This window comes from Arthrobacter dokdonellae (genome assembly GCF_003268655.1).
In the GTDB taxonomy this organism is placed as follows: domain Bacteria; phylum Actinomycetota; class Actinomycetes; order Actinomycetales; family Micrococcaceae; genus Specibacter; species Specibacter dokdonellae.
In genome coordinates this window covers 909,580-934,755 of the sequence record NZ_CP029642.1, presented here as the reverse complement: position 1 = coordinate 934,755, position 25,176 = coordinate 909,580, and the positions used below count along the sequence as shown (strand labels likewise).

The following is a 25,176-nucleotide window of genomic DNA, read 5'->3' as shown; positions in this document are numbered from 1 at the left end:
GGCGGAAAGGGGACCGGCGCCCGGTCAAGAACCGGCCAGGAGGTCGATTCGGACATTTGAGGCTGATTTATCGACCTCAAATATCCAAATCGACCTCCTGGGTCCTTTACCGCTCCGCGACTCCCCCACCCCTCGCAAGCTCGGGCGGGGGCCCCTGCCGCTACGCTTAGTCCTGATGAGCGCAACAACAACTTCGGCGCCGGCGGGAACCCTGCTCCTGCTGGTGCGCCATGGTGAAACGCCGACCACGGGCCAGGTGCTGCCCGGCCGCGCGCCCGGGCTGCACCTCTCCGGCCGCGGGCACGTCCAGGCCGAGCGGATCGCCGACCGACTTGCCGGCCTGACGCCCGACGCCGTCCATTCCTCCCCATTGGAACGTGCCCGGGAAACGGCGGCGCCCAGTGCAGCCCGCTGGGGGCTCGAGGTGTCGGAGGACGCCGGGCTGACCGAGTGCGACTTCGGGGCGTGGACCGGCGCCCCGCTCTCCGAGCTGGCGCGACTGCCGGAGTGGCAGTCGGTCCAACAGACGCCGTCGGCCTTCCGCTTCCCGGACGGGGAGAGCTTCGTGGAGATGCAGACGCGGATGGTGAACACGCTGGAACGGTTGTGCGGGGCCCATCCGCGGGGCGTCGTCGTCTGCTTCTCCCATGCCGACCCGATCAAGGCGGCCGTGGCCCATTACCTGGGCACGCCGCTTGACCTCTTTCAGCGAATCACCATCAGTCCGGGCTCGGTTTCCGCCGTTTCGCTGGTGGAGGACCAAGGGCCGGCCGTGCTCATGGTCAATTCGACCCTGGAGCCGCTGGGCGGGCGGAGGCCGTCATGACCGAGGGGCCCCCGTGTCAGCCCGGGAGCTGACGCTGCTTGCCGGGGGCGGGGTGGAACTGGTGGGGCGCGTGGCGAACAGCAGCAACGCGACATTCCTGGTTGAGGTTTCCGACGGCGGCGATGCGGCCTACGCGATCTACAAGCCCGAAGCCGGGGAGCGGCCGCTGGCCGATTTCGCGCCGGGACTGTACCGGCGCGAACGGGCGGCCTACCTGCTCAGCGAGGCGCTGCAGTGGGAAATCGTGCCGCCAACGGTGATCCGGGGGGACGCGCCGCTGGGGATCGGATCGCTGCAGTGGTTCATCGAGGCCGACGCCGGTGAGCACTACTTCACGCTGTACGCGCACGCACCCGAGACCCGGGCGGCCCTGGCGCGGATTGCCGTGTTCGACTGCCTCGCCAACAACACCGACCGCAAGAGCGGACACGTGCTGCGCGGGCCGGACGGGCATATCTGGGGCATCGACAACGGGCTGTGCTTTGCCGCGGCCAGCAAGCTGCGCACGGTGATCTGGGATTTCGCGGGAGATCCCATCCCGGACGCCGTGCTGGCGGACATCGCGCCGCTTGGCGACGCCGTGCCGCCGGAGCTGGCGGACCTGCTCGACGACGGCGAGGCCGCCGCGCTGGCCCGGCGGGCGAGGCGCCTGCTGCGCGACGGCGTGCTGCCGGAAGATGCCACCGGCATGCGCTACCCGTGGCCGCTGGTGTGAGCGGCCACGGGCGGATGCGCTGCTACCGGCCCCCGGCCGCCTCTTCGGCGGCCAGGCGCACGAGTTCGTCGTCGAGGTCCTCCACATGGAGGTTGTTCCCGCGCGTCTCGCCCACCCAGAGCACGGCCGCGACCGAGACGACCGTGAGCGCCATGATGTAGAGCGCGATGGAGCCGGACCAGCCGGTTTTTTGCAGCAGGACTTCCGCCACCGTGGCGGCGAACGCCCCGCCGAGGATGGCACCGATCGCGTAGCCAATGGAGATGCCCGAGTAGCGGATGTGTGCCGGGAACATCTCGGCGTACATTGCTGACTGCGGGCCGTAGGAGAGGCCCAGGCCGATGGTCAGCACGAACACGGCGGCGCCGTAGATCACCACGTTGCCTGTGTCGATCAGGAGGAACATGGGGATCATCCACACGAACACCAGCGCATAGCCGGCCACGAACGTGGCGCGCCGGCCGATCTTGTCCGAGAGCCAGCCGCCGACCAGGGTGAAGATGAGCCACCCGACCGAGCCGATGGTGGTGGCCAGCAGCACCGGGGCCAGGGGCATGTGCAGCACCTTGGTCGTGTAGGCGATGAGGAACGCGATGACCAGGTAGCCGGCGGCGTTGTTGGAGACGAAGATCAGGGCTGACTGGATGACCTGCTTGGTGTTCGTCTGGAACAGCTGCTTTAGCGGGGTGCGCTCGGAGGCCTTGCGCAGCGCCAGCTGCTTGAAGACCGGGGATTCCTCCACCGCGCGGCGGATCAGGTAGCCGACAAACACGAGCACCACCGAGAGCAGGAACGGGATGCGCCATCCCCAGGCGGTGAACTGCTCCGGCGTCGTCACGGTCCGCAGGATAAACAGCATGCCGGTGGCCAGGATCATGCCCAGCGGCACGCCGATCTGCGGGTAGGCGCCGAAGTAGCCGCGCTTGCCGGCCGGGGCGTGTTCGACGGCCATCAGCGCTGCGCCGCCCCATTCACCACCGGCGGAGAAGCCCTGGACGACGCGCAGCAGCACCAGCAGCAGCGGTGCTCCCATGCCGATCTGCGCATACGTCGGCAGCAGGCCGATCAGGGCCGTCGCCACACCCATGAGGATCAGCGTGAGCACCAGGATGCGCTTGCGGCCAAACTTGTCGCCGAGGTGGCCGGCGACGATCGCGCCCAATGGGCGGAAAAGGAAGGAGATGCCGATCATGGCGAAGGCCAGAATCTGGCCGAGCCCCGGGTTGCTCTCGCTCAGCGGCTTGAGGAACAACGGTGTCAGCAGCGTTGCCGTGAGCTGGGCAAAGATAAAGAAGTCGTACCACTCGATCGTGGTGCCGACCAGCGTGCCGGCCAGGACCCGGCGGGCCTCCTTGGGGAGGGACGGTGCCACTGTTGGGGAGGGGGCCATGCGAACTCCATCGTTCAGCGCGTAATCGCGGATTCTTCAGGTGGAAAGTTACCGACCGTTCGGACGGTAATACCAATCGAGCCAGCGTACCACGAATTGTGGGCGAACTCACAACAAGCCGTGGTATGCGCAGACAGTGCCGGACCCGCGGTCAATCCGCGACGCAGGTCCGCGAGCGCCGCATCACCCACGCGGCCAGCATGGCCACGGCCAGCTCCAGGGCCACGATGCACAGCATCGAGGCCGGCTGGGACATCGCACCGGCCAGGCCGCCGTCGGCCATGGCTGGCATGGAGGCTATGGCTGGCATGGCTGGCATGGAGGCCATGGCGCCCATGCCACCGTGGCCGTGCCCTGCCATGGAGCCCGGCGCCAGGAGCAGGACCGCGTGCACGCCCACCATGGCCAGCGCCATCCCGAAGAGCAGTTGAACGGCCCGCTCGTGGCCGCGGCGCCACACCGACACGGCGCACGGCAGGCAGGCCGCGGCCATCAGGAACATGAGCGCCGCCTCCCACGGCACGCCGCGGTGTTCCCACGCCATCCAGACGTGTGCGCCGACGGAGCCCAGGGCGACGGCGGCGCACAGGCGGGCCGGGAACCCGGCCCGCCTCACGGGGCTGACGCGGTTCCCCGTGTCAGCACTGGCAGTGATCGCCACCGTCGGCCCCGCCCTGGTCGCCGGCGTGATGATCCGCCTGGCCCGCGGCCCCGTGCCCGCCCTTGCTGCTGGCCGGCACATCAAGCACGGGGCTGTGGTCAAAGAAGCCCTCGGGGCGCAGCTTGAACCCGACGGAGTCGACGGGCATGATCGGCCAGTCCTCCACGCGCGGGAAGTGGGTCAGCCCGAACGTGTGCCAGAGGACGATGTCCTGGCCGTCCAGCTCGCGGTCCGCCTCGATGTACGCTGGCAGGCCGGCCCCGCCGCCGTGCTGGTTGACGAAGTCGCCTGTCGGGTAGCGCTCGTCTTCCGCGAAGCGGGTGACCCAGAGGTCCTTCGTGGCAAAGGCGGCACGTCGGGCCACGGAGGAGGCCGGATCGGCCAGCAGCATGGGCTGGCCCTGGGGGTGCAGCTTGTAGCCCACCGGCTCGCCGAGGCGGTTCAGGGAGCCGGGATTGGTGACCACCCAGGTCCGGCCGGCGCGCATGTCCGCCTCCCGGACGGCGTCGGACTCCCTGGCCAGGACGGTCCGCTTGCGGGTAAAGGCGTTGCCGCGCTCGTTGCCCTCGCCCATCGGCACGCGCACCACGTCCTCCTCCTCGACGCGGTTCGCGAAGCCGTCCAGGGCCACGTCCAGGCGCGCGCCGAACAAGTGCTGGTGGTACGGCGCGCCCAGGCCCGGTGCCAGTTCCGAGGCGTAGGGGTAGCCCTTGCCCGGGTAGGCGCTGGTAAAGACCACGCCGGTGGCCTTGGCCTCAAACTCGATGGTGCCGTCCAGGTAGAGGTACCAGTAGAAGCCGTAGTCGTAGTTGCCGATCGTGGTGAAGAAGGAGACCACCAGGCGGCGGTTGCGTCGCGTGTAGTCGATCCCGGTCCACAGGTCCGAGTGTTTGGAGAGGATGGACCAGTCCTCCTCGTGCATGCAGATGCCGTTGCCGATCTCGCGCGGGTTGCCGAATGCGTCGCTGATGACCGGGCTCAGGTAGGTGATCTCGCCGAGGCAGTCGCAGCCCAGCTCCAGGGAATTGGCGTACTGGCCCACCAGGTATTCCCCGGTGTCAAAGTAGTTCTGCCAGGACCGCACGGGGGACGGGTCGCCGTAGGGCACCACCATTTCGGCGATCGAGGCGCGCTTGATGATGGAGCGGCGGCGGCCGCCGTCGTCGAACGCCAGGTTGTGCAGGACCACGCCTTCGCGGGCGTCAAAGCCCACATCAAGGCTCCACTTCTCCCACTCGATGTGGTTGCCGCCCGTGACGGTGAAGCTCGGCCCCTCGGGCTGGGTGATGTTGATGGGTTTTTGCGTTTCCCGCATGGGCCCGGTCAGTTCCGGGTCGGTGTAGTTGCCGTGCTCGGCCGGAACGGGGACCACTCCGTAGTCCACCACGGCGTCGACGCTCTTGTGGGTCACGTCGACGTACGCCACGAGGCCGTCCACCGGGTGGGCCCACGGGCTGTCCTCGGGGAAGTCCTGGACGAAAGCCAGCCCGCGCAGGATGCGGCGGCCTTTCTCCTCCGGGTACTCGAAGACGCCGGCGGAGAGCGGGGCCACGCGCACCTTGGCGACGTCGAGGTTCCGGGCCTTGAGGGCCTTCAGCCAGTCGGGATGGCTGGCCAGGATTTCCTCCACGACCTCGAACTCCTCCTCCAGCACGGGCAGCTCACCCGAGGTCGCCGTGTCAAGTTCGACGGCGGATTCCACGGCTCCGCTTGTCACGGAGACCACCGCGTCCCTCGGGGCGGCACCGGAGACGTCGTGCAGGAACACCCGGAAGCGGCGGTCGAATTCGGTGGCGCCGCGTGGCGGATCAAGCAGGCCGAGGTAGGCGATGCGAGCCGACTCCCCCAGCAGCCCTTCACGCTGCAGGATGTCCCGCACGGATTTGATTTCCGCGGCGCTGGCCAGGGGGTGGGGGGAGGTTTCGACGGCGGTTTCGGCTGTCATGGCTTCTCTTTCCGTGGCGGGCGGCCGCGCGGCAGCCCTCGTTTTTATTCTATGATTGTAGAGAATACCTCCACGTAAGATGCATCACAAGGGGTCAGCCCCTTGTATTTGCCGCCACGGCCCGCCAGGAGAACCTCAGTGCCCAAGATTGTGGACCACGACCAGCGCCGCCTTGAGCTGGTGGACGCCACCTGGCGCATCATCGCCCGGCACGGGATCGAGGGCGCCACGATGCGTGAGATTGCCCTCGAGGCCGGCTTCGCCAACGGCGCGCTGAAGCCCTACTTCCCCACGAAGGATGACCTCATCACCTTCGCCTTCGGGCATGTGTTCAACCGGACCAACCAGCGCATCGCCGGCACCTCCGCCGGCAAGGCGGGCCTGGAGGCGCTGCGGGGATTCTGTCGGGAAGTGCTGCCCCTGGACGAGGACCGCATCAACGAGGCCCGGATCGTCATTCCTTTCTGGCAGAAGGCCCTGACCGACCCCGAAAAGGCCGAACTGCACGAAACCTCCATGAACCAGTGGCGCTCCGCACTTCAAGGACACCTCCGCCAGGCGCGGGACCGCGGGGAGGTCACCACCGCCGTGGGCGACGAGGACATCGTCAACCAGCTGATGAGCATGCTGCTCGGGGCCCAGATCGTCGCCGCCATGTCTCCCGGGGAACACCTGCCTGCCCAGCTGGACGCAGCCCTGGACGCCTACCTCCTGCTCCTCCACCCCTAGCCCCCGCTTCCCGCCTCCGTTGAGGTTGGAGATAACCACCCCTCCCCCCGCTGAGGTTGGAGATAACCACCCCTCCCCCCGCTGAGGTTGGAGATAACCACCTCTCCCCCCGCTGAGGTTGGAGATAACCACCTCCCAAAACCGTCAAGGAGGGGATTATCTCGAACGTCAACGGGGCGGGGGGTCGTGATCTCGAACGTCAACGGGGCGGCCGGGATATTCGCCGATTGTCGAAAATAAGTGACAGCAGCCACAACAGCCGCTAAGGTGATGAAAAGTGTCGTCCGACACACCTCCGGGCCCCGGCCACTCGGCTGCGACGCCCTCCCGGTCGGCACGCTCCCGCCACACCGGCCCTCGCTCCAAGGGAATTTTGTCAATGACCACCTCCCTCGACACCTCCACACCCGACATTGCCGACGCAGTCCACACCGCCGTCGCCGATTCATTCTCCGCCTGGCACGATCTCATCTCGGAATCATTCGTGCCGCTGTATGTCCGCTCCGGCGACCCCGACCACTTCCGCGGACAGCTGCGCTCCCGCCTCCTGGACGAACTGTCCATTGTGGAGGTCACGGCCATGGGGCACAGCGTCCACCGGACCCCGTCGCTGATCGCACTATCGGACAGGCTGTACTACAAGCTCAACCTCCAGCTGGCCGGCACCGGGATCCTGGTGCAGGACAACCGTGAGGCCGTCCTCCGCCCCGGGGACCTGGCCGTCTATGACACCCACCGCCCCTACACGCTCGGCTTCGAATCCGATTTCCGCACGCTGGTCCTGATGTTCCCGCACGACGCCCTGGACCTGCCGGCCGGTTCCGTGGCCGGGCTGACAGCCACGCGGATGGCCGCCGACGAAGGGCTGGGGCGGATGATCAGCCCCTTCATGACCCAGCTGGCGGAAAATCTAGAGGTCCTTTCCGGCCCCAGCGGGCACCGGCTGGCCCACAACACGGTGGACCTGCTCAGCACCATGTTCGCCTCCGAGCTTGACCGGCGCCCGGACAACACGGCACATCCGCACGCCGAACTTCTGGGCCGGATCCGCCGCTTCATCGAGGCCAACCTGGCCGATCCCGGGCTGTCCCCGGCAGGCGTTGCCGCGGCGCATTTCATCTCCACCCGCCACCTGCACAATGTCTTCCAGGAGGCGGGCACCACCGTGGCGCAGTGGATCCGCACGCGGCGACTGGAGAACTGCCGGCGCGAACTGCGCGATCCCCTGCAGGGCCACCGGGCCGTCAGCACCATTGCGGCCCGCTGGGGCTTTGTCGACGCAGCACACTTCAGCCGCATCTTCCGTGACGCATTTGGCGAGCCGCCCAGCAGATACCGCCGGCCCGTCCGCGGCTAGAAGCCGCGCCCGGCGGCCCTGGCCGAGAGCCGCTGCGCGGTTCCAACCCCCCTGTCGCCTCCGTTCGCCGGCCGTCAACAGTCCTACGCTCAAAGACAAGACGGCACACGTTCGTCCCGGCACACTGGAGCCATTAGACCTTCACCCCCCCACCACCGACTCGAAGTGGAGTTTTCATGGAAACGTACGCTGACATCCTCACGTCCATTGCACCGGCCTCCGGGACAACACGGACCCTGCTCGACCCGGCCACGGGCGAGCCCGTCGGGGAAGCCCCCGTGCACACCGTCGAGGACCTGGAACGCGCCGTCGCTGCCGCCGCCGCCGCCCAGCCCGCCTGGGCAGCCCTCGGCCACGCGGCCCGCAGCTCCGCGCTCCTGCGGGCGGCGGACGCCGTCGAACGATCCGCCGAGGCCCTGGCCGTGCTGCTCTCCCGCGAGCAGGGCAAGCCGCTCAACGGCCCCAACGCCCGCTTCGAGGTGGGCGCCTGCGCCGCCTGGCTCCGCGCCACTGCCGCCACCGAACTGGCTCCGGAGACCGTGGTGGACGACGGCGAAACGCACGCCGAACTCCACTACCGGCCCATCGGCACCGTCGGCGCGATCGGCCCGTGGAACTGGCCGATGATGATCACCGTCTGGCAGATCGCCCCGGCACTGCGCATGGGCAACGCCGTCGTCGTCAAGCCCTCCGAATACACGCCGCTGAGCGTGCTGGCGCTGGCCGGCGTGATCAACCAGGAACTGCCCGAGGGCCTGCTCTCGGTGGTCTGCGGCGGCCGGGACGTCGGCGCCCGCCTGGCCGAACACCCCGCGATCGGCAAGATCATGTTCACCGGTTCCACCGCCACCGGAAAGGCCATCATCAAGTCCTCGGCCGGCACGGTCAAGCGCCTGACCCTCGAGCTCGGCGGCAACGACGCCGGAATCGTGCTCCCGGACGCCGATCCGGCGGCCATCGCGGAGGACCTGTTCTGGGGCGCGTTCATCAACACCGGCCAGACCTGCGCCGCCCTCAAGCGCCTCTACGTCCACGACGACATTTACGACGCCGTCTGCGAGGCGCTCACGAAAGTCGCCACCGCGATGCCCATGGGCGTGGGCCTGGACGAGAACAATTTGCTCGGCCCCCTGCAAAACAAGGCCCAGTTCGACATCGTGTCCCGGCTCGTGGACGCGGCCAGGGACTCCGGGGCGCGCGTCCTGCTCGGGGGAAATCCGCAGGCGGACCAGCCAGGCTACTTCTACCCGACCACGCTGGTCGCGGACATCGAGAACAGCAACCCGCTCGTGGCCGAGGAACAGTTCGGCCCCGCCCTGCCGATCATCCGCTACAGCACCGTCGACGAGGCGGTGGAGATGGCCAACGCGCTCGACGTCGGTCTCGGCGCCTCCGTCTGGTCCTCCGACCCGGCCCAGGCCCGCGCCGTCGCCGCCCGCATCCAGGCCGGCACGGTCTGGATCAACAAGCACGGTGCCGTAGACCCCCGCATTCCCTTCGGCGGCGCCAAGCAGTCCGGCTACGGACTTGAATTTGGCGTCGAGGGGCTCAAGGCCCTCGGCGTGCCCCAGGTCATCACCGGCTGATCTGCCGCCGCCGGCGGGCCCGAGGTCCGGACGGCCCCGACGGCGGCTTTGCAGGCCGGGGGGCGCTTGGAGGCCGGGGAGGGACCGCGACCACATTCTGGGGTTGCGGTCCTCTTTCCTGCCCGTCTCCCCCGGGCCTGCGCTTCGACAACGTTTTCACCGCTGGCGCTTTCGCGGCGGGGCCGGGAAGCCTGCACTGGAAGTCAATCGCGGTGCCGCGAACAACAAGACACGCCCTGTGACACCTGCCACACTGAAGGTATCTTTATTCTCCCACTGGAGGTTTTAATGTCACACGAAAAGACCCTTCCGTCCGCCGGCCCCGCCGCCGGCAACGGGGACACCCAAGGCCTAAGCAAGCGCACGCTCGGCGTGCCCGCCCTCGTCTTCATGATCATCGCCGCCTCGGCGCCGCTGACGGTGGTTGCAGGCGGCATCCCCAGCAACTTTGCGGTCACGGGAAACGTCGGCATCCCTCTGTCGTTCATCGTCCTCGGCGTCTGCCTGGTCCTCTTCGCCGTCGGCTACGCGGCAATGAGCGCCCACATCCGCAATGCCGGCGCGTTTTACGCCTATATTGCCCAGGGGATTGGCCGGGCCACGGGGGTGGCCGCGGCCTGGGTGGCGCTTGTCTCCTACAACGCGATGCAGATCGGCATCTACGGCCTCTTCGGCTTTGCGTCGGCGTCCTTTGTCAATGCCAAGCTGGGGCTCAACGTCCCCTGGTGGGTCACGGCACTGGTGGGCTTCGTCATTGTCGGCTGGCTGGGCATCAACAAGGTTGACCTGTCCGCCAAGATCATCGGCATCCTCGTGGGGCTGGAGTTCGTGGCGGTCATCGTTTTCGACCTGGTCGCCTTCGCAGTGAGTCCGGAAGGTGTCAGCGGTGCTGGTTTGGCGCCGTCGAACTTGTTCACGGCCGGCGTTGGCGCCGCACTGGCGTTCAGCATGGCGGCCTTCATGGGATTTGAGTCGGCCGCCATCTACAGCGAGGAAGCAAAGGACCCGGCCCGGTCCATCGCCCGCGCCACGTACATTGCCGTGGGCATCATCTCCCTGTTCTACGCATTCTCCGGCTGGGCCATGACCATCGGCACCGGTCCCGGCAAGATCATCGCCGAGTCGCAGAAATTTGGTCCGGACCTGTTGTTTGTCTTCCTGTCCGGCCATGGCGAGGTGATTGTCTCCGACATCGCCCAGGTGCTGTTCATCACGAGCCTGCTGGCGGCCCTGATCGCGTTCCACAACGCGGTGGCCCGGTATGTGTTCTCGCTGGGCCGCGAAAGCGTGTTGCCGCGCGGGTTTGCCCGTGTCAATGCCCGGCACGCCCCTGTCGCCGGTTCGCTGACCCAGTCCGCGCTGGCCTTGGTCATGCTGGCAGTGTTTGCCGTCGCCGGGATTGGTTCATCGCTCGGCGAGCTGTACCCGGTCCTGACCTTCTTCACGTGGCTGACCAACACGGCGGCCTTCGGCCTCGTGCTGCTGCTGGTCCTGATCTCGGTGGCCGTCATTGGCTACTTCCGCAAGCACGCGGCCGGGTATTCCCTGTGGACCCGGCTGGTGGCGCCCGCCCTGGCCACGCTGAGCCTGGGCGCGGTGTTTGTGCTGATCGTGGTGAACTTCAATGTGCTGATCGGAACCGAAGGCTTTTCCCCGCTTTCGGTCATTCTGCCGGCGCTGGTGGTGGTGCCGGGCATTGCCGGCCTCTTCTGGGGCTTGCGGCTGAAGCGCGACCGCCCGGAGATTTACCGGGGAATCGGCTTCGGCGGGGCGCCGGACACCTCCGACTGAGGGCTTCGGCACGCGCTTCTGGGCGTCCCGGCATCCGCCGGGACGCCCTTCCGTTGTGAGACCGGCCGCGCCTGCCGCTCGAGGCAGAGTTCGATATCCGAACCACGTGTCCTAATATGGGATAAATTGATTGTGAGGGCAACCACAACAACGAGGCCCGCGCAGGTATCGGCGTGTAGACCGCACCGCATGCCGCGACCGCCTGCAGGCCGCTGGACAGGAAGATGACGTGAGCACAGACGCAATGGACAGCCGCCCGGCGAAAGTACCCGCCCACTCCCAGACCCTCTCCCGCGGCATCCGGGCGTTGGAGATCCTGGCCGAGGCCCAGTCCCCCCTGACGATCGCCGAGCTCTCCGAGGCGCTGGGCGTGCACCGCTCCATCGCCTACCGTATCCTGCGCACGCTGGAGGACCACTCGCTCTTGATGCGGGACGACGCCGGCCGCGTCCAGGCTGGCCCCGGGCTGGCGGCGCTCGCCCGGGGTGTCAACCGCGACCTCCAGACGGCGTCACTGCCTGAACTGACCGAACTGGCCAACGAACTGTCCATGACGGCGTTTATTGCCGTGTGGGACCACCGCGATTCCGTCACCCTCCTGACAGTGGAGCCGCGTCATTCCGGTGCCACGCTGGCCCAACGCCCGGGCACGCGCCACTCCTTCAGTTCCGGCGCGCCCGGCATTGCCATCCAGTCCGCCATCAGCGAAGACGCCTGGGAGCGGCTGGCACCCGGCCTGCCCTACCGGCCCGAAGCACGCGCGGCCCGGACGGCCGGATTCGCCACCAGCCACGACGAGGTCCTCCCCGGCGTCGCCGCGATCGCCGCACCCATCCACATCCCCGGCGGCATGCCGGCGGCCATCTGCGTGGTCTCGCTCGGGCCCAGCGCGGATCCGGCCGCCATCGGCGCGCGGCTGGCCGCCAGCGCCCGCGCCATCGAAGGACAGCTGCAATAGTCCCTGGCGACTGGCGCCGCCCCGGATCAGGATCGAAACTGCAGCAGATGCGCTGCGCCGGCCCGGATCCAGATCGAAACGGCAGCAGATGCGCTTAAATTGGCCACCAAACCGCATCAGCTGCATTTTCAATCACCGCAAGGGCCGATGCGCTCCAGCGGCGGCTCCGAAAACGACCGCTGCGGGGGCTTGACGTGACCGAGGCCACCACGCTAGGATAATCGTATACGATTTCGTACTTGATATCGGGGCCGCAGGCAAGGGCCCGCACAGCAAACCCATCACAGGAGTGTTCCGTGGAACAAGTCACCGCAGCCACGCTCAAGCAGGCCGGCAAGGTCATCGCCGTTCATCTGGCGTACCAGTCCCGGGCCGACCAGCGCGGGCGCACCCCTGCCAAGCCGTCCTACTTCCTGAAGGCGTCGTCCTCCCTGAGCCTGAGCGGCTCGGAGATTGAGCGCCCGGCCGGCTGCGAGCTGCTCGCCTACGAGGGTGAGATCGCCCTGGTCATCGGCACGGCGGCGCGCCGCGTCAGCCCGGACGATGCCTGGCAGCACGTCGGGCACGTCACCGCCAGCAACGATCTCGGCGTCTACGACCTCAAGTACGCGGACAAGGGCTCCAACGTCCGGTCGAAGTCCGGCGACGGCTTCACCCCCTTCGGCCCGGCCCTGATCCCCGCGGCCGACGTCGATCCCTCCGCCCTGCGCGTGCGCACCTGGGTCAATGGCCAGCTCGTCCAGGATGACACCACCAAAGGCCTGATCTTCCCGTTCCGCCAGATCGTGGCGGACCTGTCCCAGCTGATGACCCTCGAACCGGGCGACATCATCCTCACCGGCACCCCGGCCGGATCTTCAGTTGCTGTCCCGGGCGACGTCATCGAGGTTGAGGTCGACGCCCCGGAGTCCGGGCTCACCACCGGGCGGCTGCGCACCGCCGTCGTCCAGGGCACCGGGGAGCTGGCGGAGTTTGGCAACGTGCCGAAAGCCACCGACGCCGACCGCGAGGACGCGTGGGGCTCCGCCGAGGCCGCCGGACTGGCCCCGAAGGGCCTGAGCGCCGAGCTCAAGCGCAAGCTGACCAGCGTCGGCACCGCCACGCTCAGCTCCCAGCTTCGCAAGCGCGGCCTGAACAATGTCAGCATCGACGGCCTGAAGTCGACCCGGCCGGAGCTGCGGATCGCCGGCACCGCCCGCACGCTGCGTTACGTGCCCAACCGGGAGGACCTGTTCAAGGTCCACGGGGGCGGCTATAACGCCCAAAAGCGCATCATCAACACCTTGAACGACGGCGACGTCCTCGTCATGGAGGCCCGCGGCGAACCCGGCACCGGCACCGTCGGGGACATCCTGGCCCTGCGCGCCCAAATCAACGGGGCAGCGGCCATCGTGACCGACGGCGGCGTGCGAGACGTGGCCGCCGTGGCGGCGCTGGACATGCCCACCTTCTACACCGGCGCCCACCCCGCCGTGCTGGGCCGCAAGCACATTCCGTGGGACACCGACCTGACCATCTCCTGCGGCGGCGCCACCGTCCAGCCCGGGGACGTCATCGTCGGCGACTCGGACGGCCTGCTGGTGATCCCGCCGTCGTTGGCGGAGGAAGTGGCCGACGACGCCATCGCCCAGGAGCACGAGGAGACGTTCATTGCGGAGATGGTCGCGGAGGGCCACGGCGTGGACGGCCTCTACCCGATGAACGCGGCCTGGAAGGCGAAGTTCGCCGAGTGGGCGCTCACGCATCCGAACCCCGCGGCGCAGCCGTGACCACGCCCGCGGCCGGGAACCGGCCAGGCGAGACGGCTGGCAGCAAGTCGGAGCGCGCCTACGCCGCCATCAAGGAGAAAATCCTCGGCGGCGAATACACGCCGGGCTACCGGCTGGTGCTGGCCAAGCTGGCCGAGGACCTCGGCTTCAGCGTGGTGCCCGTCCGCGAGGCCATCCGCCGCCTGGAGGCCGAAAGCTTCGTCACCTTCGAGCGCAACGTGGGCGCCACAGTCGCGGGAATCGACCCCACCGAGTACCTGTACACGATGCAGACGCTCAGCATTGTGGAGGGGGCGGCCACCGCCCTCTCCGCCCCCCTGATCACGCCGGAGGACATCGTCCGGGCCAGGGCCGTCAACGCGGCCATGCGCGAGTGCCTGGAGCATTTTGACCCCGTCCGCTTCACGGCGCTGAACCTGGACTTCCACAGCGTCCTGTTTGAAAACTGCCCCAACCCGCACATCCTGGACCTGGTCCACCGCGGCTGGAACCGGCTGCAGGCACTGCGCTCCTCCACCTTCAACTACGTCCCGGGCCGCGCCCGGGAATCCGTGGCTGAACACGAGGCATTGCTGAACCTGCTCGAAGGCGGCGCGGACGCCGAAACCGTGGAACGCGCGGCGCGCGCCCACCGCGGCGCCACCCTGGACGCCTATCTGGCCCGCAGCAGCCCCGACCAGCGGGCACACGCCCCGCTGACGCCCACGTACTGACAGACCCCCACCCGAACACCCGAAGAAAAGGACATTCTCAATGGCTGAGCACTACCTTCCGGAGAACCTGCCCACGCACATCCAGCACTACATCGACGGCAAATTTGTCGATTCCGTCGGCGGCGAGACCTTTGACGTCCTGGACCCCGTCTCCAACAGCACCTACGCCACGGCCGCGGCCGGGCAGAAGGCGGACATCGACCTCGCCGTCGCCGCCGCCACCACGGCATTCACCGACGGCCCGTGGCCGCGCATGAAGCCGCGCGAGCGCGCCCGCGTCCTGAACAAGATCGCCGACGCCGTCGAGGCCCAGGAGGCCCGGCTGGCCGAGCTGGAGACCTTCGACTCCGGCCTGCCCATCACCCAGGCCCGCGGCCAGGCGCTGCGCGCTGCCGAGAACTTCCGCTTCTTCGCGGACCTGATCGTGGCCCAGTTTGACGACGCCATGAAGGTCCCCGGCTCCCAGATCAACTACGTCAACCGCAAGCCGATCGGCGTCGCTGGCCTCATTACGCCCTGGAACACGCCGTTCATGCTCGAGTCCTGGAAGCTGGCCCCCGCGCTCGCCTCCGGCTGCACCGTGGTGCTCAAGCCCGCCGAGTTCACCCCCCTCTCGGCCTCGCTCTGGGCCACCATCTTTGAAGAGGCCGGCCTCCCGCACGGCGTGTTCAACCTCGTCAACGGCCTCGGCGAGGACGCCGGCGACGCCCTCGTCAAACACCCGGACGTGCCGCTGATCTCCTTCACCGGCGAGACCACCACCGGGCAGACCATCTTCCGCAACGCCGCCACGTCCCTCAAGGGCCTGTCCATGGAACTCGGCGGCAAGAGCCCCTGCGTGGTCTTCGCCGACGCCGACCTCGACGCCGCGATCGACTCCGCCCTGTTCGGCGTCTTCTCCCTCAACGGCGAGCGCTGCACGGCCGGCTCCCGCATTCTCGTGGAGCGCAGCATCTACGACGAATTCTGCGAAAAGTACGCCGCCCGGGCCAAGAACATCGTCGTCGGCGACCCCCACGACCCCAAGACCGAGGTGGGCGCGCTGGTCCATCCCGAGCACTACAACAAGGTCATGTCCTACGTGGAGATCGGCAAGTCCGAGGGCCGGCTGCTGGCCGGCGGCGGGCGCCCCGAAGGGCTGGAGCACGGCAACTACGTGGCCCCGACCGTGTTCGCCGACGTGAAGCCCGACGCGCGGATCTTCCAGGAGGAGATCTTCGGCCCCGTTGTGGCCATCACGCCCTTTGAGAACGACGACGAGGCGCTCACCTTGGCGAACGGCGTCAAGTATGGCCTGGCCGCCTACATCTGGACGCAGAACCTCACCCGGGCACACAACTTCGCCCAGAACGTCGAGGCCGGCATGGTGTGGCTGAACAGCCACAACGTCCGCGACCTGCGCACCCCGTTCGGCGGGGTCAAGGCCTCCGGCCTGGGCCACGAGGGCGGCTTCCGCTCGATCGACTTCTACACCGACCAGCAGGCCGTGCACATCACGCTTGGCAGCGTCCACACCCCCAAATTCGGCGCTTCCGCCACCAACTGACCACACTTACTCATCGAGGAGTTCCCCATGACCGACTTCATCCCCACACCCTCCGTCCCCGCACCGGACATCGTCCGCTGCGCCTACATGGAAATGGTCGTCACCGACCTGGCCAGATCCCGCGCGTTCTACGTGGACGTGCTGGGCCTGCACGTCACCGAGGAAGATGAAAACACCATCTACCTGCGCTCCTTGGAGGAGTTCATCCACCACAACCTGGTGCTGCGCCAGGGCCCCGTGGCCGCCATCGCCGCCGCCGCCTTCCGGGTGAAGTCCCCCGCCGAGGTGGACGCCGCCGAGGCCTACTACAAGGAGCTGGGCTGCCGCACCGAACGCCGCAAGGACGGCTTCGTCAAGGGCATCGGCGACGCCGTCCGCGTGGAGGACCCGTTGGGCTTCCCCTACGAATTCTTTTACGAAACCACCCATGTGGAGCGCCTCACCCAGCGCTACGACCTCTACACGGCGGGCGAGCTGGTCCGCCTGGACCACTTCAACCAGGTCACCCCCGATGTCCCCCGCGGCCGCAAGTACCTCGAGGACCTGGGCTTCCGCGTCTCCGAGGACATCAAGGACTCCGACGGCGTCACCTACGCCGCCTGGATGCACCGCAAGCAGACCGTGCACGACACCGCCCTGACCGGCGGAGACGGCCCCCGCATGCACCACATCGCCTTCGCCACGCACGAGAAGCACAACATCATCCAGATCTGCGACAAGATGGGCGCGCTGCGCATCTCCGACCGGATCGAGCGCGGCCCCGGCCGCCACGGCGTCTCCAACGCCTTCTACCTGTACATCCTGGACCCGGACGACCACCGGGTGGAGATCTACACGCAGGACTACTACACCGGGGACCCGGACAACCCCACGGTCACCTGGGACGTCCACGACAACCAGCGCCGCGACTGGTGGGGGAACCCCGTGGTCCCGTCCTGGTACACCGAGGCCTCCCTGGTCCTGGACCTGGACGGCAACCCGCAGCCCGTCATCAAGCGGACCGAATCCTCCGAAATGGCCGTCACCGTAGGCGCGGACGGATTCTCCTACACCCGTGAGCCCAACGAGGAGCGCGGTTTCAAGATGGGCAACCAGCTCTGACGCACAACCGCCGACTCCTGCGCGCTGACCGCACGGAGCCGGCGGGGCATTTTGCCCGCGGGAGTGCGGTAGTTGCCTTCCCCAGTCTCGCAAGCTCGAATGGGGCCCCGCGGCAACTACCTTTCGGGCACCCGCGAAGCGGGCGGCGGGTAAATGCCCCGCCGGCGGAGGCGGTCAGGGCGCCGGCACCCGACTTTCGATACTGAGGAGACCAAACATGCTTGATGACGACACCATTGCATCGATTGCCGACGAACTCGTGGAGGCCGGCCGGAGCCGCGTGCCGGTTCCCCGCCTGACCCGGCGCCACCCGGACATGACGGTGGAAGACTCCTACCGCGTGCAAAGCCTGTGGCGCCAGCGCGGCGAGGCTGCCGGGCGGGTGCTGGGCGGGCACAAGATCGGCCTGACGTCCAAGGCGATGCAGTACGCCACGGGCATCACGGAGCCCGACTACGGGATCATCTTCAAGGACATGATCCTGGAGAACGGCTGCACGGTGGAGTGGAAGCAGTACTCACACCCGCGCATTGAGGTGGAACTGGCGTTCCTGCTCAAGAAGGACATCAGCGGCCCGGATGCCACCCTCTTCGACGTGCTGCGCGCCACTGAATATGTGGTGCCGGCGCTGGAAATCCTCGATTCACGAATTGAGATGGAGGGCAGGACCATCGTGGACACCATCAGCGACAACGCCGCGATGGGCGCCATGGTGGTGGGCGGCACTCCGGTCAAGCCGGATGCCCTGGACCTGCGCTGGGTCTCCGCCATCCTGTTCAAGAACCAGACCATCGAGGAGACCGGCGTGGCGGCCGGCGTGCTGAACCACCCGGCGCAGGGCGTGTCCTGGCTGGCCAACAAGATCGCCCCGCACGGCGACTCGCTCAAGGCCGGCGAGCTCATCCTGGCCGGCTCCTTCACCCGCCCCCTGTGGGTCAATGAAGGGGACACCGTTTTTGCGGACTACGGAAAGCTGGGGACCATCACATGCCAATTCGCGTAACCGCGGAGACATCCTTCAAGGACGCCCTGGCGGCTGCCGCCCGACCCTTGGCCGGCATGTGGGTGTGTTCCGGCAGCCCGCTGGTGGCCGAGATCTGCGCCGGGGCCGGGCTGGACTGGCTGCTGATCGACGCCGAGCACAGCCCCAACGGTCTGGAAGGGATCCTTGCCCAGCTGCAGGCCGTCCACGGCTACCCGGTGAAGGCCGTGGTGCGCCCGCCCGCCAACGACACCGTGCTCATCAAGCAGTACCTGGACCTGGGGGTACAGTCGCTGCTGATCCCCATGGTCCATACGGCCGACGACGCTGCTGCCGCGGTGTCCGCGGCCCACTACCCGCCGCGCGGGGTCCGCGGCGTGGGCTCGGCCCTCGCCCGGTCGGCCCGCTGGAACCGCATCCCGGACTACCTGGCGCGGGCCTCGGACACCATCACCGTGATCGTCCAGATCGAGTCGCGCGAGGCCGTGGACAACGCGGCGGAGATCGCGGCCGTGGACGGGATCGACGCCGTGTTCATCGGCCCGTCCGACCTCGCCGCGTCCATGGGCGTGCTGGGACAGCAGGAACACCCGGACGTCGTGGCCGCCGTCGAGCATTGCATCAAGGTCGCCAAGGCGGCCGGCAAGCCGGTGGGCGTGAACGCCTTTGCCGAGGCCACCGCGCACCGCTACCTGGCGGCCGGCGTGGACTTCATCCTCGTCGGTGCGGACGTGGCGATGCTGGCCCGCGGCAGCGAAGCCCTGGCCGCCCGCTATCTGCCGCCGCTGGGTGGGCCTGCCGAAACCCCCGCCAGCTACTGACCCCTCCCCCGTTGTTGAGGTTCGAGATAACCACCTCTGGGCGGCGCCCTGGGGGCGCCGGAGAGGTGGTTATCTCGAACCTCAACAACACAACGTCTCAAGGAGCACCTGCATGACCATCACAGTTGACCGCGAATCCGAGCTGCTCGCCTCCGTCCCTACCGGGCTGCTCATCAATGGCCAGTGGCGCGACGCCGCCGGCGGGCGCACCCTGGACGTCCACGATCCAGCCACCGGCCGGGTCCTGGCCGCCATCGCCGACGGCGGCAGCGAGGACGCGCTCGCCGCCCTCGACGCGGCGGCCGCGGCGCAGGCCGGCTGGGCCCGGACAGCCCCGCGTGTGCGCGGCGAGATCCTGCGCAAGGCCTTTGAACTCGTCACCGAACGGGCGGAGGACTTCGCCCTGCTGATGACGCTGGAAATGGGCAAGCCGCTGGCGGAGGCCCGCGGCGAGGTCGCCTACGGGGCGGAGTTCCTGCGCTGGTATTCGGAGGAGGCCGTGCGCGATTACGGCCGGTACGTGACCACGCCGGAAGGCAAAAACAAGATCCTGGTCCAGCACAAGCCCGTGGGCCCGTGCCTGCTGATCACGCCATGGAACTTCCCGCTGGCGATGGCCACGCGCAAGGTGGGACCCGCCGTCGCCGCGGGCTGCACCATGGTGCTCAAGCCCGCCAAGCTCACGCCGCTGACCGCGCAGCTGTTTGCGCAGGTCATGCAGGAGGCCGGACTGCCCGACGGCGTCCTGAACGTGGTCTCCGGCTCCAGCGCCGCGGCCATCTCCGGGCCCCTGCTGAAGGACTCGCGCCTGCGCAAGGTCTCCTTCACCGGCTCCACTGCGGTGGGCAAGCAGCTCATGGCCGACGCCACCCACAACGTGCTGCGTACTTCCATGGAACTGGGCGGCAACGCCCCCTTCATCGTGTTCGACGACGCCGACCTGGACAAGGCGGTGGACGGCGCCATGGCCGCGAAGATGCGCAACATGGGCGAAGCCTGCACCGCGGCGAACCGTTTCCTGGTCCACGAGTCCGTGGCCGGGGAGTTCACCGCCAAGCTTGCCGCCCGCATCGGGGCACTCACGGTGGGCCGCGGCACGGAGGCCGGGACCGACGTCGGACCCATGATCGAGGAAAAGGCGCGCGCCGGCATCCACGCACTGGTGACGGCCGCCGTCGCCGAGGGAGCCACCGTCCTGGCCGGCGGTGACGTCGTGGCAGGCGACGGGTACTTTTACCAGCCGACCGTCCTGGGCAACGTGCCCAACGGTGCCGCCATCCTGGCGCAGGAGATCTTCGGCCCCGTGGCCCCCGTGACCACGTTCACCGACGAGGACGACGCCATCCGGAGCGCCAATTCCACCGAATACGGCCTGGCCGCGTACCTGTACACGCGGGACTTCTCCCGCCTCCTGCGGGTCAGCGAGCAGCTGGAATTTGGCATGGTCGGCTTCAACGCCGGTGTCATCTCCAACGCGGCCGCACCGTTTGGCGGCGTCAAGCACTCGGGCCTGGGCCGCGAGGGCGGCTCGGAAGGCATTGCCGAATACACCAGCACGCAGTACATCGGCATCGCCGACCCGTACGCGTAAGCAGGCCTCAGCTTCCAGCCCCGCAGTGCGGTCCCCGGCCTGATGGCTGGGGACCGCACTGCTGTGGCGCGCAGTGCGCTAGCGTGGAGGGACAGGCGGCCCGGCCGTTCCGGGCCCGGAAGGAGCACCCATGTCCATCGTCGTCATTAACGCACTCAAGGTCCCCGTCGAGGCCGGTTCCGAACTGGAGGCGCGTTTCGCGGCCCGCAAGCATTCCGTGGACGGCTCCCCCGGATTCGAGGGCTTCCAGCTGCTGCGCCCCGTCGCCGGGGAGGAGCGCTACTTCGTCTACACGCAGTGGGCCACCCGGGAGGATTTTGAGAACTGGCGTGCCCAGCGGGCCGGCCATGACCACGCCGCCCAGGCGCCGGTGGCCAGCGGCATGGACCTGCTCGAGTTCGACGTCGTCGACCTGGGCTAAGCCCGGCACGGCCCCGTGAACCGGCGCACCGTTCAGCTCCAACGCCGCGCCACTTCTGAAGTGGCGCACGCCACGCTGCCAACGATGCGCAGGTTCACGGCAATTCCCGGAATATTGCCAGCACGGCGCCGGTTGGCCCGAATATGACGCAGAACATGGAACATGCAGCGGCCACCATCGACATCAAGGATCTTGGGACTGTCCAGCGGCTGGGGTACGGCGCCATGCGGATTACCGGGGAAGGCGTTTGGGGCGAACCCGCCGACCATGCCGCAGCCGTCGCCACGGTCCGGCGGGCCGTCGAACTGGGCGTCGATTTCATTGACACTGCGGACTCCTACGGCCCAGACGTGTCCGAACGCATCATCGCCGAGGCGCTGCACCCCTACCCCGCGGGGTTGCGCATTGCCACCAAGGCCGGCCAGGCGCGGCCCGCGCCCCACAAGTGGGTTCCCCTCGGCAGGGCCGAATACCTGCGCCAACAGGTCGAGCTGAGCCTGCGCAAACTCAAGGTGGAGGCCCTGGACCTGTTCCAGCTGCACCGCATCGACACCAAGGTGCCGGTGGAAGAGCAATTCGGGACCATGCGCGCGCTGCAGGACGAAGGCAAGGTCAGGGCCCTTGGACTCTCGCAGGTTTCGGTGGCGGAACTGAAAACCGCGGCCGGGTATTTCACGGTGGCGAGCGTGCAAAACCGGTACAACCTCACCGACCGCTCCTCCGAAGACGTGCTGGACTACGCGGAGGCAAACGGCATTGCGTTCATCCCGTGGGCCCCGATTTCCGCCGGGAGGCTGGCCGAGCCCGGCGGCACGGTGCAGGAGGCGGGGCAGCGGCTGGGTGCCACGGCTTCGCAGGTGGCCCTCGCCTGGCTGCTGCAGCGCTCCCCCGCCATGCTCCCGATTCCGGGCACGTCCTCCGTCAGGCACCTGGAAGAGAACCTCGGCGCCGCGGCGCTGCGCCTGGACCGGGAAACGTTCGACGAACTGGACGCGGCAGGGCGTGCCGAATACCGGCGGGCATCCACGCAGCAGTAGCCCCCTGGACCCGCCTGCGCGGACAGCCGCCGGCGCAGGCGGGGAACGGCATGCCCAAACTCGCGGCCCACCCCGGCCCGGGACCCGGTCCGGGGTGGGCCGCAGGGGACCGCCCGCACGCGGCTAGCGGGCCGCCTGCCGCGTGTTCAGGATCCGCGCGAAGAATTCGGCGAGTTCCGCGGTGGCCGTGAGCGGCAAAATGTTGGCCACGTACTGGTCGGGGCGGACGACGACGACCACGCCGTCGCGGCTCAGCCCGCGGACCTCGAAGATGTCATCCCCCGGAACCGTCCCGTAGACCTTTTCGTAGTCGGTGAGCTCAAACGGCCCCACGAAGGGCTTGAAGTCCGCGGGCACGGCGTTGATGTCGATGTCCTCATGGGGCTGCTGGTAGATGACCTTCACATCAAACCAGGCGTCGGCGTCGAGCCCCTCCGGCGTGGCCGCCAGCGGCGAGTCCGGCGCGGTGGAAAGCCACTGTGCGAAGTCGGCGACGGGCGAGGCGGCACCGGCCGGGGACCGGTCGGCGAAGACGTAGATGCGCCACCGGCCGTCCGCCGTGGCATGGTGGCCCAGGTGCATCGGGTTGGTGTCGCACACGCGGGACACCATGGCCGACTTGAAGCGCTTGCCGACCGGGAAGCCCGTGGCCAGCCCCTGGTGCGTGGCGGCCCCCGTGATCAGCGACGGCGCGTACTCGGTCATGAAGCCGGCCGGGAACTCCGCGGTGCGCACGTAGAAGTCCTCGAGCTCCGCCGGGTCGTCGAATTCCTCGGGCTTCTTGGCCATCATGGTCGACCACGTCTTGTCGAAGTCGATGAGGTTCTTGGCCACCACCTGGCGTTCGGCCGAGTAGGTGGCCAGCAGGGATGCCGGGCTGCGGCCCTCCAGGACGTGGCCAAGCTTCCAGGCGATGTTAAAGCCGTCCTGCATGGACACGTTCATGCCCTGACCGGCCTTGGCGCTGTGGGTGTGGCAGGCGTCGCCGGTGATGAAGACGCGGGGCGTGCGGGAGCCGAGCTGTTCGGGGACGACGTCGTCGAACCTGTCCGTAAGGCGGTGGCCCACCTCGTACACGCTGTGCCAGGCGATGTTGCGCACGTCCAGCGTGTAGGGGTGGAGGATCTGGTTGGCCTTGGCGATGATCTGCTCCATCGGGGTGTTGCGCACGGCGCCGTTGTCATCGTCCGGCACCACGCCGAGGTCGACGTACATGCGGAAGAGGTGCCCTCCCTCGCGCGGGATCAGGAGGATGGACCCGCCGTCGTGCGACTGGATGGCGCACTTGGTGCGGATGTCCGGGAAGTCGGTGCGGGCCAGCACGTCCATGACGCCCCAGGCGTGGTTGGCCTTGTCGCCGGCCATGGTGCAGCCGATCGAGGCGCGGACGCTGCTGCGGGCGCCGTCGCAGCCCACCACGTACTTGGCGCGGACCGTGCGCTCCGTGCCCGCGTCGGGGCCGGCACTGCGGACCAGCGTGACCGTGACGGGATGGTCGCCGCCGTCCGCCACGTCCAGGGCACGGAATTCCCATCCGTAGTCGGGGGTTGTCCGGGTGGGCGCATGGGCGGCCACCTCGGCAAAGTAGTCCAGGACCCGGGCCTGATTGACGATGAGGTGCGGGAACTCGCTGATGCCGGTGGCGTCGTCGACGGCGCGGCCGCCGCGGACAATATTGTGTGGATTTTCGGTGTCGGGGCGCCAGAAGGCCATTTCGGTGATCCGGTAGGCCTCGGCAATGATCCGCTCGGCAAAGCCGAAGGCCTGGAACGTTTCCACGCTGCGGGCCTGGATCCCGTCAGCCTGGCCGATCTCCAGCCGCCCGCCGCGGCGTTCGACGATGCGGGTGGTGATGTCTGGAAACTGGGCCAGCTGGGCGGCGGCCAGCATTCCCGCCGGGCCGGAACCCACGATGAGCACATCCACTTCATCCGGAAGCTGCTCGGGCCGGTCGATGCCGGTCCCCGCCGCGGGCTGGATACGCGGGTCACCGGAAACATAGCCGTGGTGGTGGAACTGCACAAGTATCTCCTCACTTCATCGTGGGCGGCGTGTTCACCACCATTCAAAATTCGTTATTTGAACACACGGTTCTAATAACGCACACTAAGCATAAGGCGAGTGCGCCAGCTCACGCAAGGCAGCGGCCACGCACACCGGGAAGGCCGCGGATGACGATTCGGACAATTGATCCCGATAAATCAGCCTCAAATGTCCGTTTCGTCATCCTGGCCGCTGCCCATGCCGGGGCCGCCGCCTGTAGGCTTCCATCATGTTTCGCTACACCTTGCGGCAGGTACTCCACTTTGTCGCGATCGCCGACCACGGATCCATCCGGGCTGCCGCAGAGGCCACGCATGTGTCGCAGGCCGGGATGTCACTGGCCCTGACGGAGTTGGAAAAGGCGCTGGGCGTGCAGCTGGCGGTCCGGCAAAAGGCGAAGGGCATCACGCTGACCAGTGCCGGGCGGCGGTTCCTTTCCGACGCACGGATGCTGTTGCGTCAGGCGGACGAGCTGCAGGCCACCACGGTGGAGGCGCCCGGCACCCTCGCCGGCTCCTTGGACATCGGCTGCTACAGCACCCTGGCCGCCTTCTGGGTGCCGCCCATCACCGCCGGATTCGCCGCAGCCCATCCGCACATCACCCTCGCCATCACCGAGGGTCCGCCGCGGAGGCTTCAGCAGGACATGCTCGAGGGCAGGCTCGACGCCGTCCTGACCCACACCAGGCACATCGTTGAGGGCGCCGAGTTCCAGGCTGTCCGCGCCGGCCGGCCCTACGTATTGGTCGGTCCGGGGCACCGTTTGGCCGGACGCAAGGGCGTGCGGCTGGCTGAACTGGCGGACGACGACATGGTCCTGCTGGACATTCCCACCGTCCGCGACAACCAGCTGCCCAATCTGCGCGCGTCCGGACTGGACCCCAAAATCGCCTGGCGGTCCACCAGCTTCGAGGCGGTGCGTGGCATGGTGGCGCGTGGATTGGGCTACACGGTCCTGGTCCAGCGCCCGCCCCACGACATCAGCTACGAGGGCCTGCCTGTGGTCGTCCTGCCCATCGAGGGCCCCATCGGCCACAGCGACATCTGCTTCGCCTACCCGGCCCGGCAAAAGCCCAGCCGCAAGCTGCAGGCGCTCATCGACTACTGCGCCGCGTATTCCCCACCGGCCGGCCCATAAAAGGCTGGCGCGTTTTACGTGAACCTGGCCGGCGTGACCTCACCCGCCGGGCGTCC

Annotated in this window: 21 protein-coding genes; 17 read left to right on the top strand and 4 right to left on the bottom strand. The window is 68.1% G+C overall.

Annotated features, from left to right (window positions below; translation table 11 throughout):
* Positions 1-175 precede the first annotated feature (175 nt).
* Both DMB86_RS04255 and DMB86_RS04250 read left to right on the top strand, forming a co-directional pair.
* Complete coding sequence (locus DMB86_RS04255) at positions 176-826, top strand: histidine phosphatase family protein (RefSeq protein ID WP_113716694.1); 651 nt, start codon at positions 176-178, stop codon at positions 824-826.
* A gap of 13 nt (positions 827-839) precedes the next feature.
* Complete coding sequence (locus tag DMB86_RS04250) at positions 840-1,541, top strand: SCO1664 family protein (RefSeq protein WP_113716693.1); 702 nt, start codon at positions 840-842, stop codon at positions 1,539-1,541.
* A gap of 22 nt (positions 1,542-1,563) precedes the next feature.
* Here the strand turns inward: DMB86_RS04250 and DMB86_RS04245 are convergent, their stop codons facing one another.
* The 3 genes from DMB86_RS04245 to DMB86_RS04235 all read right to left on the bottom strand — a co-directional run bounded on the left by DMB86_RS04245 (position 1,564) and on the right by DMB86_RS04235 (position 5,537).
* Positions 1,564-2,931 carry an MFS transporter gene (locus tag DMB86_RS04245; protein WP_113716692.1) on the bottom strand — a complete coding sequence of 456 codons (1,368 nt, stop codon included), beginning with the start codon at positions 2,929-2,931 and terminating at the stop codon, positions 1,564-1,566.
* A gap of 151 nt (positions 2,932-3,082) precedes the next feature.
* Positions 3,083-3,592 carry a hypothetical protein gene (locus tag DMB86_RS04240; protein ID WP_113716691.1) on the bottom strand — a complete coding sequence of 170 codons (510 nt, stop codon included), beginning with the start codon at positions 3,590-3,592 and terminating at the stop codon, positions 3,083-3,085.
* Complete coding sequence (locus DMB86_RS04235) at positions 3,570-5,537, bottom strand: primary-amine oxidase (protein ID WP_113716690.1); 1,968 nt, start codon at positions 5,535-5,537, stop codon at positions 3,570-3,572. The genes DMB86_RS04240 and DMB86_RS04235 overlap by 23 nt, the downstream gene beginning before the upstream one ends.
* 138 nt (positions 5,538-5,675) lie before the next feature.
* Here DMB86_RS04235 and DMB86_RS04230 point away from each other — a divergent pair, with 138 nt between their 5' ends.
* The 14 genes from DMB86_RS04230 to DMB86_RS04165 all read left to right on the top strand — a co-directional run bounded on the left by DMB86_RS04230 (position 5,676) and on the right by DMB86_RS04165 (position 21,939).
* A complete protein-coding gene (locus DMB86_RS04230; protein WP_113716689.1) occupies positions 5,676-6,266 on the top strand; it encodes a TetR/AcrR family transcriptional regulator in 591 nt (196 codons plus the stop codon).
* 379 nt (positions 6,267-6,645) lie between these two features.
* Entirely contained in the window at positions 6,646-7,623 is a 978-nt protein-coding gene (locus DMB86_RS04225; RefSeq protein ID WP_113716688.1) for an AraC-like ligand-binding domain-containing protein, read from the top strand.
* Between the two features lie 176 nt (positions 7,624-7,799).
* The gene (locus tag DMB86_RS04220; protein WP_113716687.1) at positions 7,800-9,209 is read left to right on the top strand and encodes an aldehyde dehydrogenase family protein; all 1,410 of its coding nucleotides are present in this window, start codon (positions 7,800-7,802) and stop codon (positions 9,207-9,209) included.
* A gap of 288 nt (positions 9,210-9,497) precedes the next feature.
* Entirely contained in the window at positions 9,498-11,000 is a 1,503-nt protein-coding gene (locus tag DMB86_RS04215; RefSeq protein WP_113716686.1) for an APC family permease, read from the top strand.
* Positions 11,001-11,244: 244 nt separating this feature from the next.
* A complete protein-coding gene (locus tag DMB86_RS04210; RefSeq protein WP_113716685.1) occupies positions 11,245-11,958 on the top strand; it encodes an IclR family transcriptional regulator in 714 nt (237 codons plus the stop codon).
* 296 nt (positions 11,959-12,254) lie between these two features.
* A complete protein-coding gene (locus tag DMB86_RS04205) occupies positions 12,255-13,727 on the top strand; it encodes a fumarylacetoacetate hydrolase family protein (RefSeq protein ID WP_113716684.1) in 1,473 nt (490 codons plus the stop codon).
* Complete coding sequence (locus DMB86_RS04200; RefSeq protein WP_113719331.1) at positions 13,724-14,440, top strand: GntR family transcriptional regulator; 717 nt, start codon at positions 13,724-13,726, stop codon at positions 14,438-14,440. The genes DMB86_RS04205 and DMB86_RS04200 overlap by 4 nt, the downstream gene beginning before the upstream one ends.
* Before the next feature lie 40 nt (positions 14,441-14,480).
* Positions 14,481-15,986 (top strand): 5-carboxymethyl-2-hydroxymuconate semialdehyde dehydrogenase, encoded by a 1,506-nt coding sequence (gene hpaE / locus DMB86_RS04195; protein WP_113716683.1) that lies wholly within the window; start codon positions 14,481-14,483, stop codon positions 15,984-15,986.
* Positions 15,987-16,013: 27 nt separating this feature from the next.
* Positions 16,014-17,087 carry a 3,4-dihydroxyphenylacetate 2,3-dioxygenase gene (gene hpaD / locus DMB86_RS04190; RefSeq protein ID WP_113716682.1) on the top strand — a complete coding sequence of 358 codons (1,074 nt, stop codon included), beginning with the start codon at positions 16,014-16,016 and terminating at the stop codon, positions 17,085-17,087.
* Positions 17,088-17,304: 217 nt separating this feature from the next.
* A complete protein-coding gene (hpaH, locus tag DMB86_RS04185) occupies positions 17,305-18,090 on the top strand; it encodes a 2-oxo-hept-4-ene-1,7-dioate hydratase (RefSeq protein WP_113716681.1) in 786 nt (261 codons plus the stop codon).
* Complete coding sequence (locus DMB86_RS04180; protein ID WP_171814362.1) at positions 18,075-18,890, top strand: HpcH/HpaI aldolase family protein; 816 nt, start codon at positions 18,075-18,077, stop codon at positions 18,888-18,890. The genes hpaH and DMB86_RS04180 overlap by 16 nt, the downstream gene beginning before the upstream one ends.
* A 112-nt stretch (positions 18,891-19,002) precedes the next feature.
* A complete protein-coding gene (locus tag DMB86_RS04175; RefSeq protein ID WP_113716680.1) occupies positions 19,003-20,481 on the top strand; it encodes an NAD-dependent succinate-semialdehyde dehydrogenase in 1,479 nt (492 codons plus the stop codon).
* A 130-nt stretch (positions 20,482-20,611) separates the two neighbouring features.
* A complete protein-coding gene (locus tag DMB86_RS04170) occupies positions 20,612-20,902 on the top strand; it encodes an antibiotic biosynthesis monooxygenase family protein (RefSeq protein ID WP_113716679.1) in 291 nt (96 codons plus the stop codon).
* A 155-nt stretch (positions 20,903-21,057) separates the two neighbouring features.
* Positions 21,058-21,939 carry an aldo/keto reductase gene (locus tag DMB86_RS04165; RefSeq protein WP_227878591.1) on the top strand — a complete coding sequence of 294 codons (882 nt, stop codon included), beginning with the start codon at positions 21,058-21,060 and terminating at the stop codon, positions 21,937-21,939.
* Between the two features lie 123 nt (positions 21,940-22,062).
* Here the strand turns inward: DMB86_RS04165 and DMB86_RS04160 are convergent, their stop codons facing one another.
* Positions 22,063-23,961 (bottom strand): FAD-binding monooxygenase, encoded by a 1,899-nt coding sequence (locus tag DMB86_RS04160; RefSeq protein WP_113716677.1) that lies wholly within the window; start codon positions 23,959-23,961, stop codon positions 22,063-22,065.
* Between the two features lie 250 nt (positions 23,962-24,211).
* Between DMB86_RS04160 and DMB86_RS04155 the strand changes: the two genes are divergently transcribed.
* On the top strand, positions 24,212-25,120 hold the full coding sequence (locus tag DMB86_RS04155) for a LysR family transcriptional regulator (protein ID WP_113716676.1): 909 nt from the start codon (positions 24,212-24,214) through the stop codon (positions 25,118-25,120).
* The last annotated feature ends 56 nt before the right edge of the window (positions 25,121-25,176 follow it).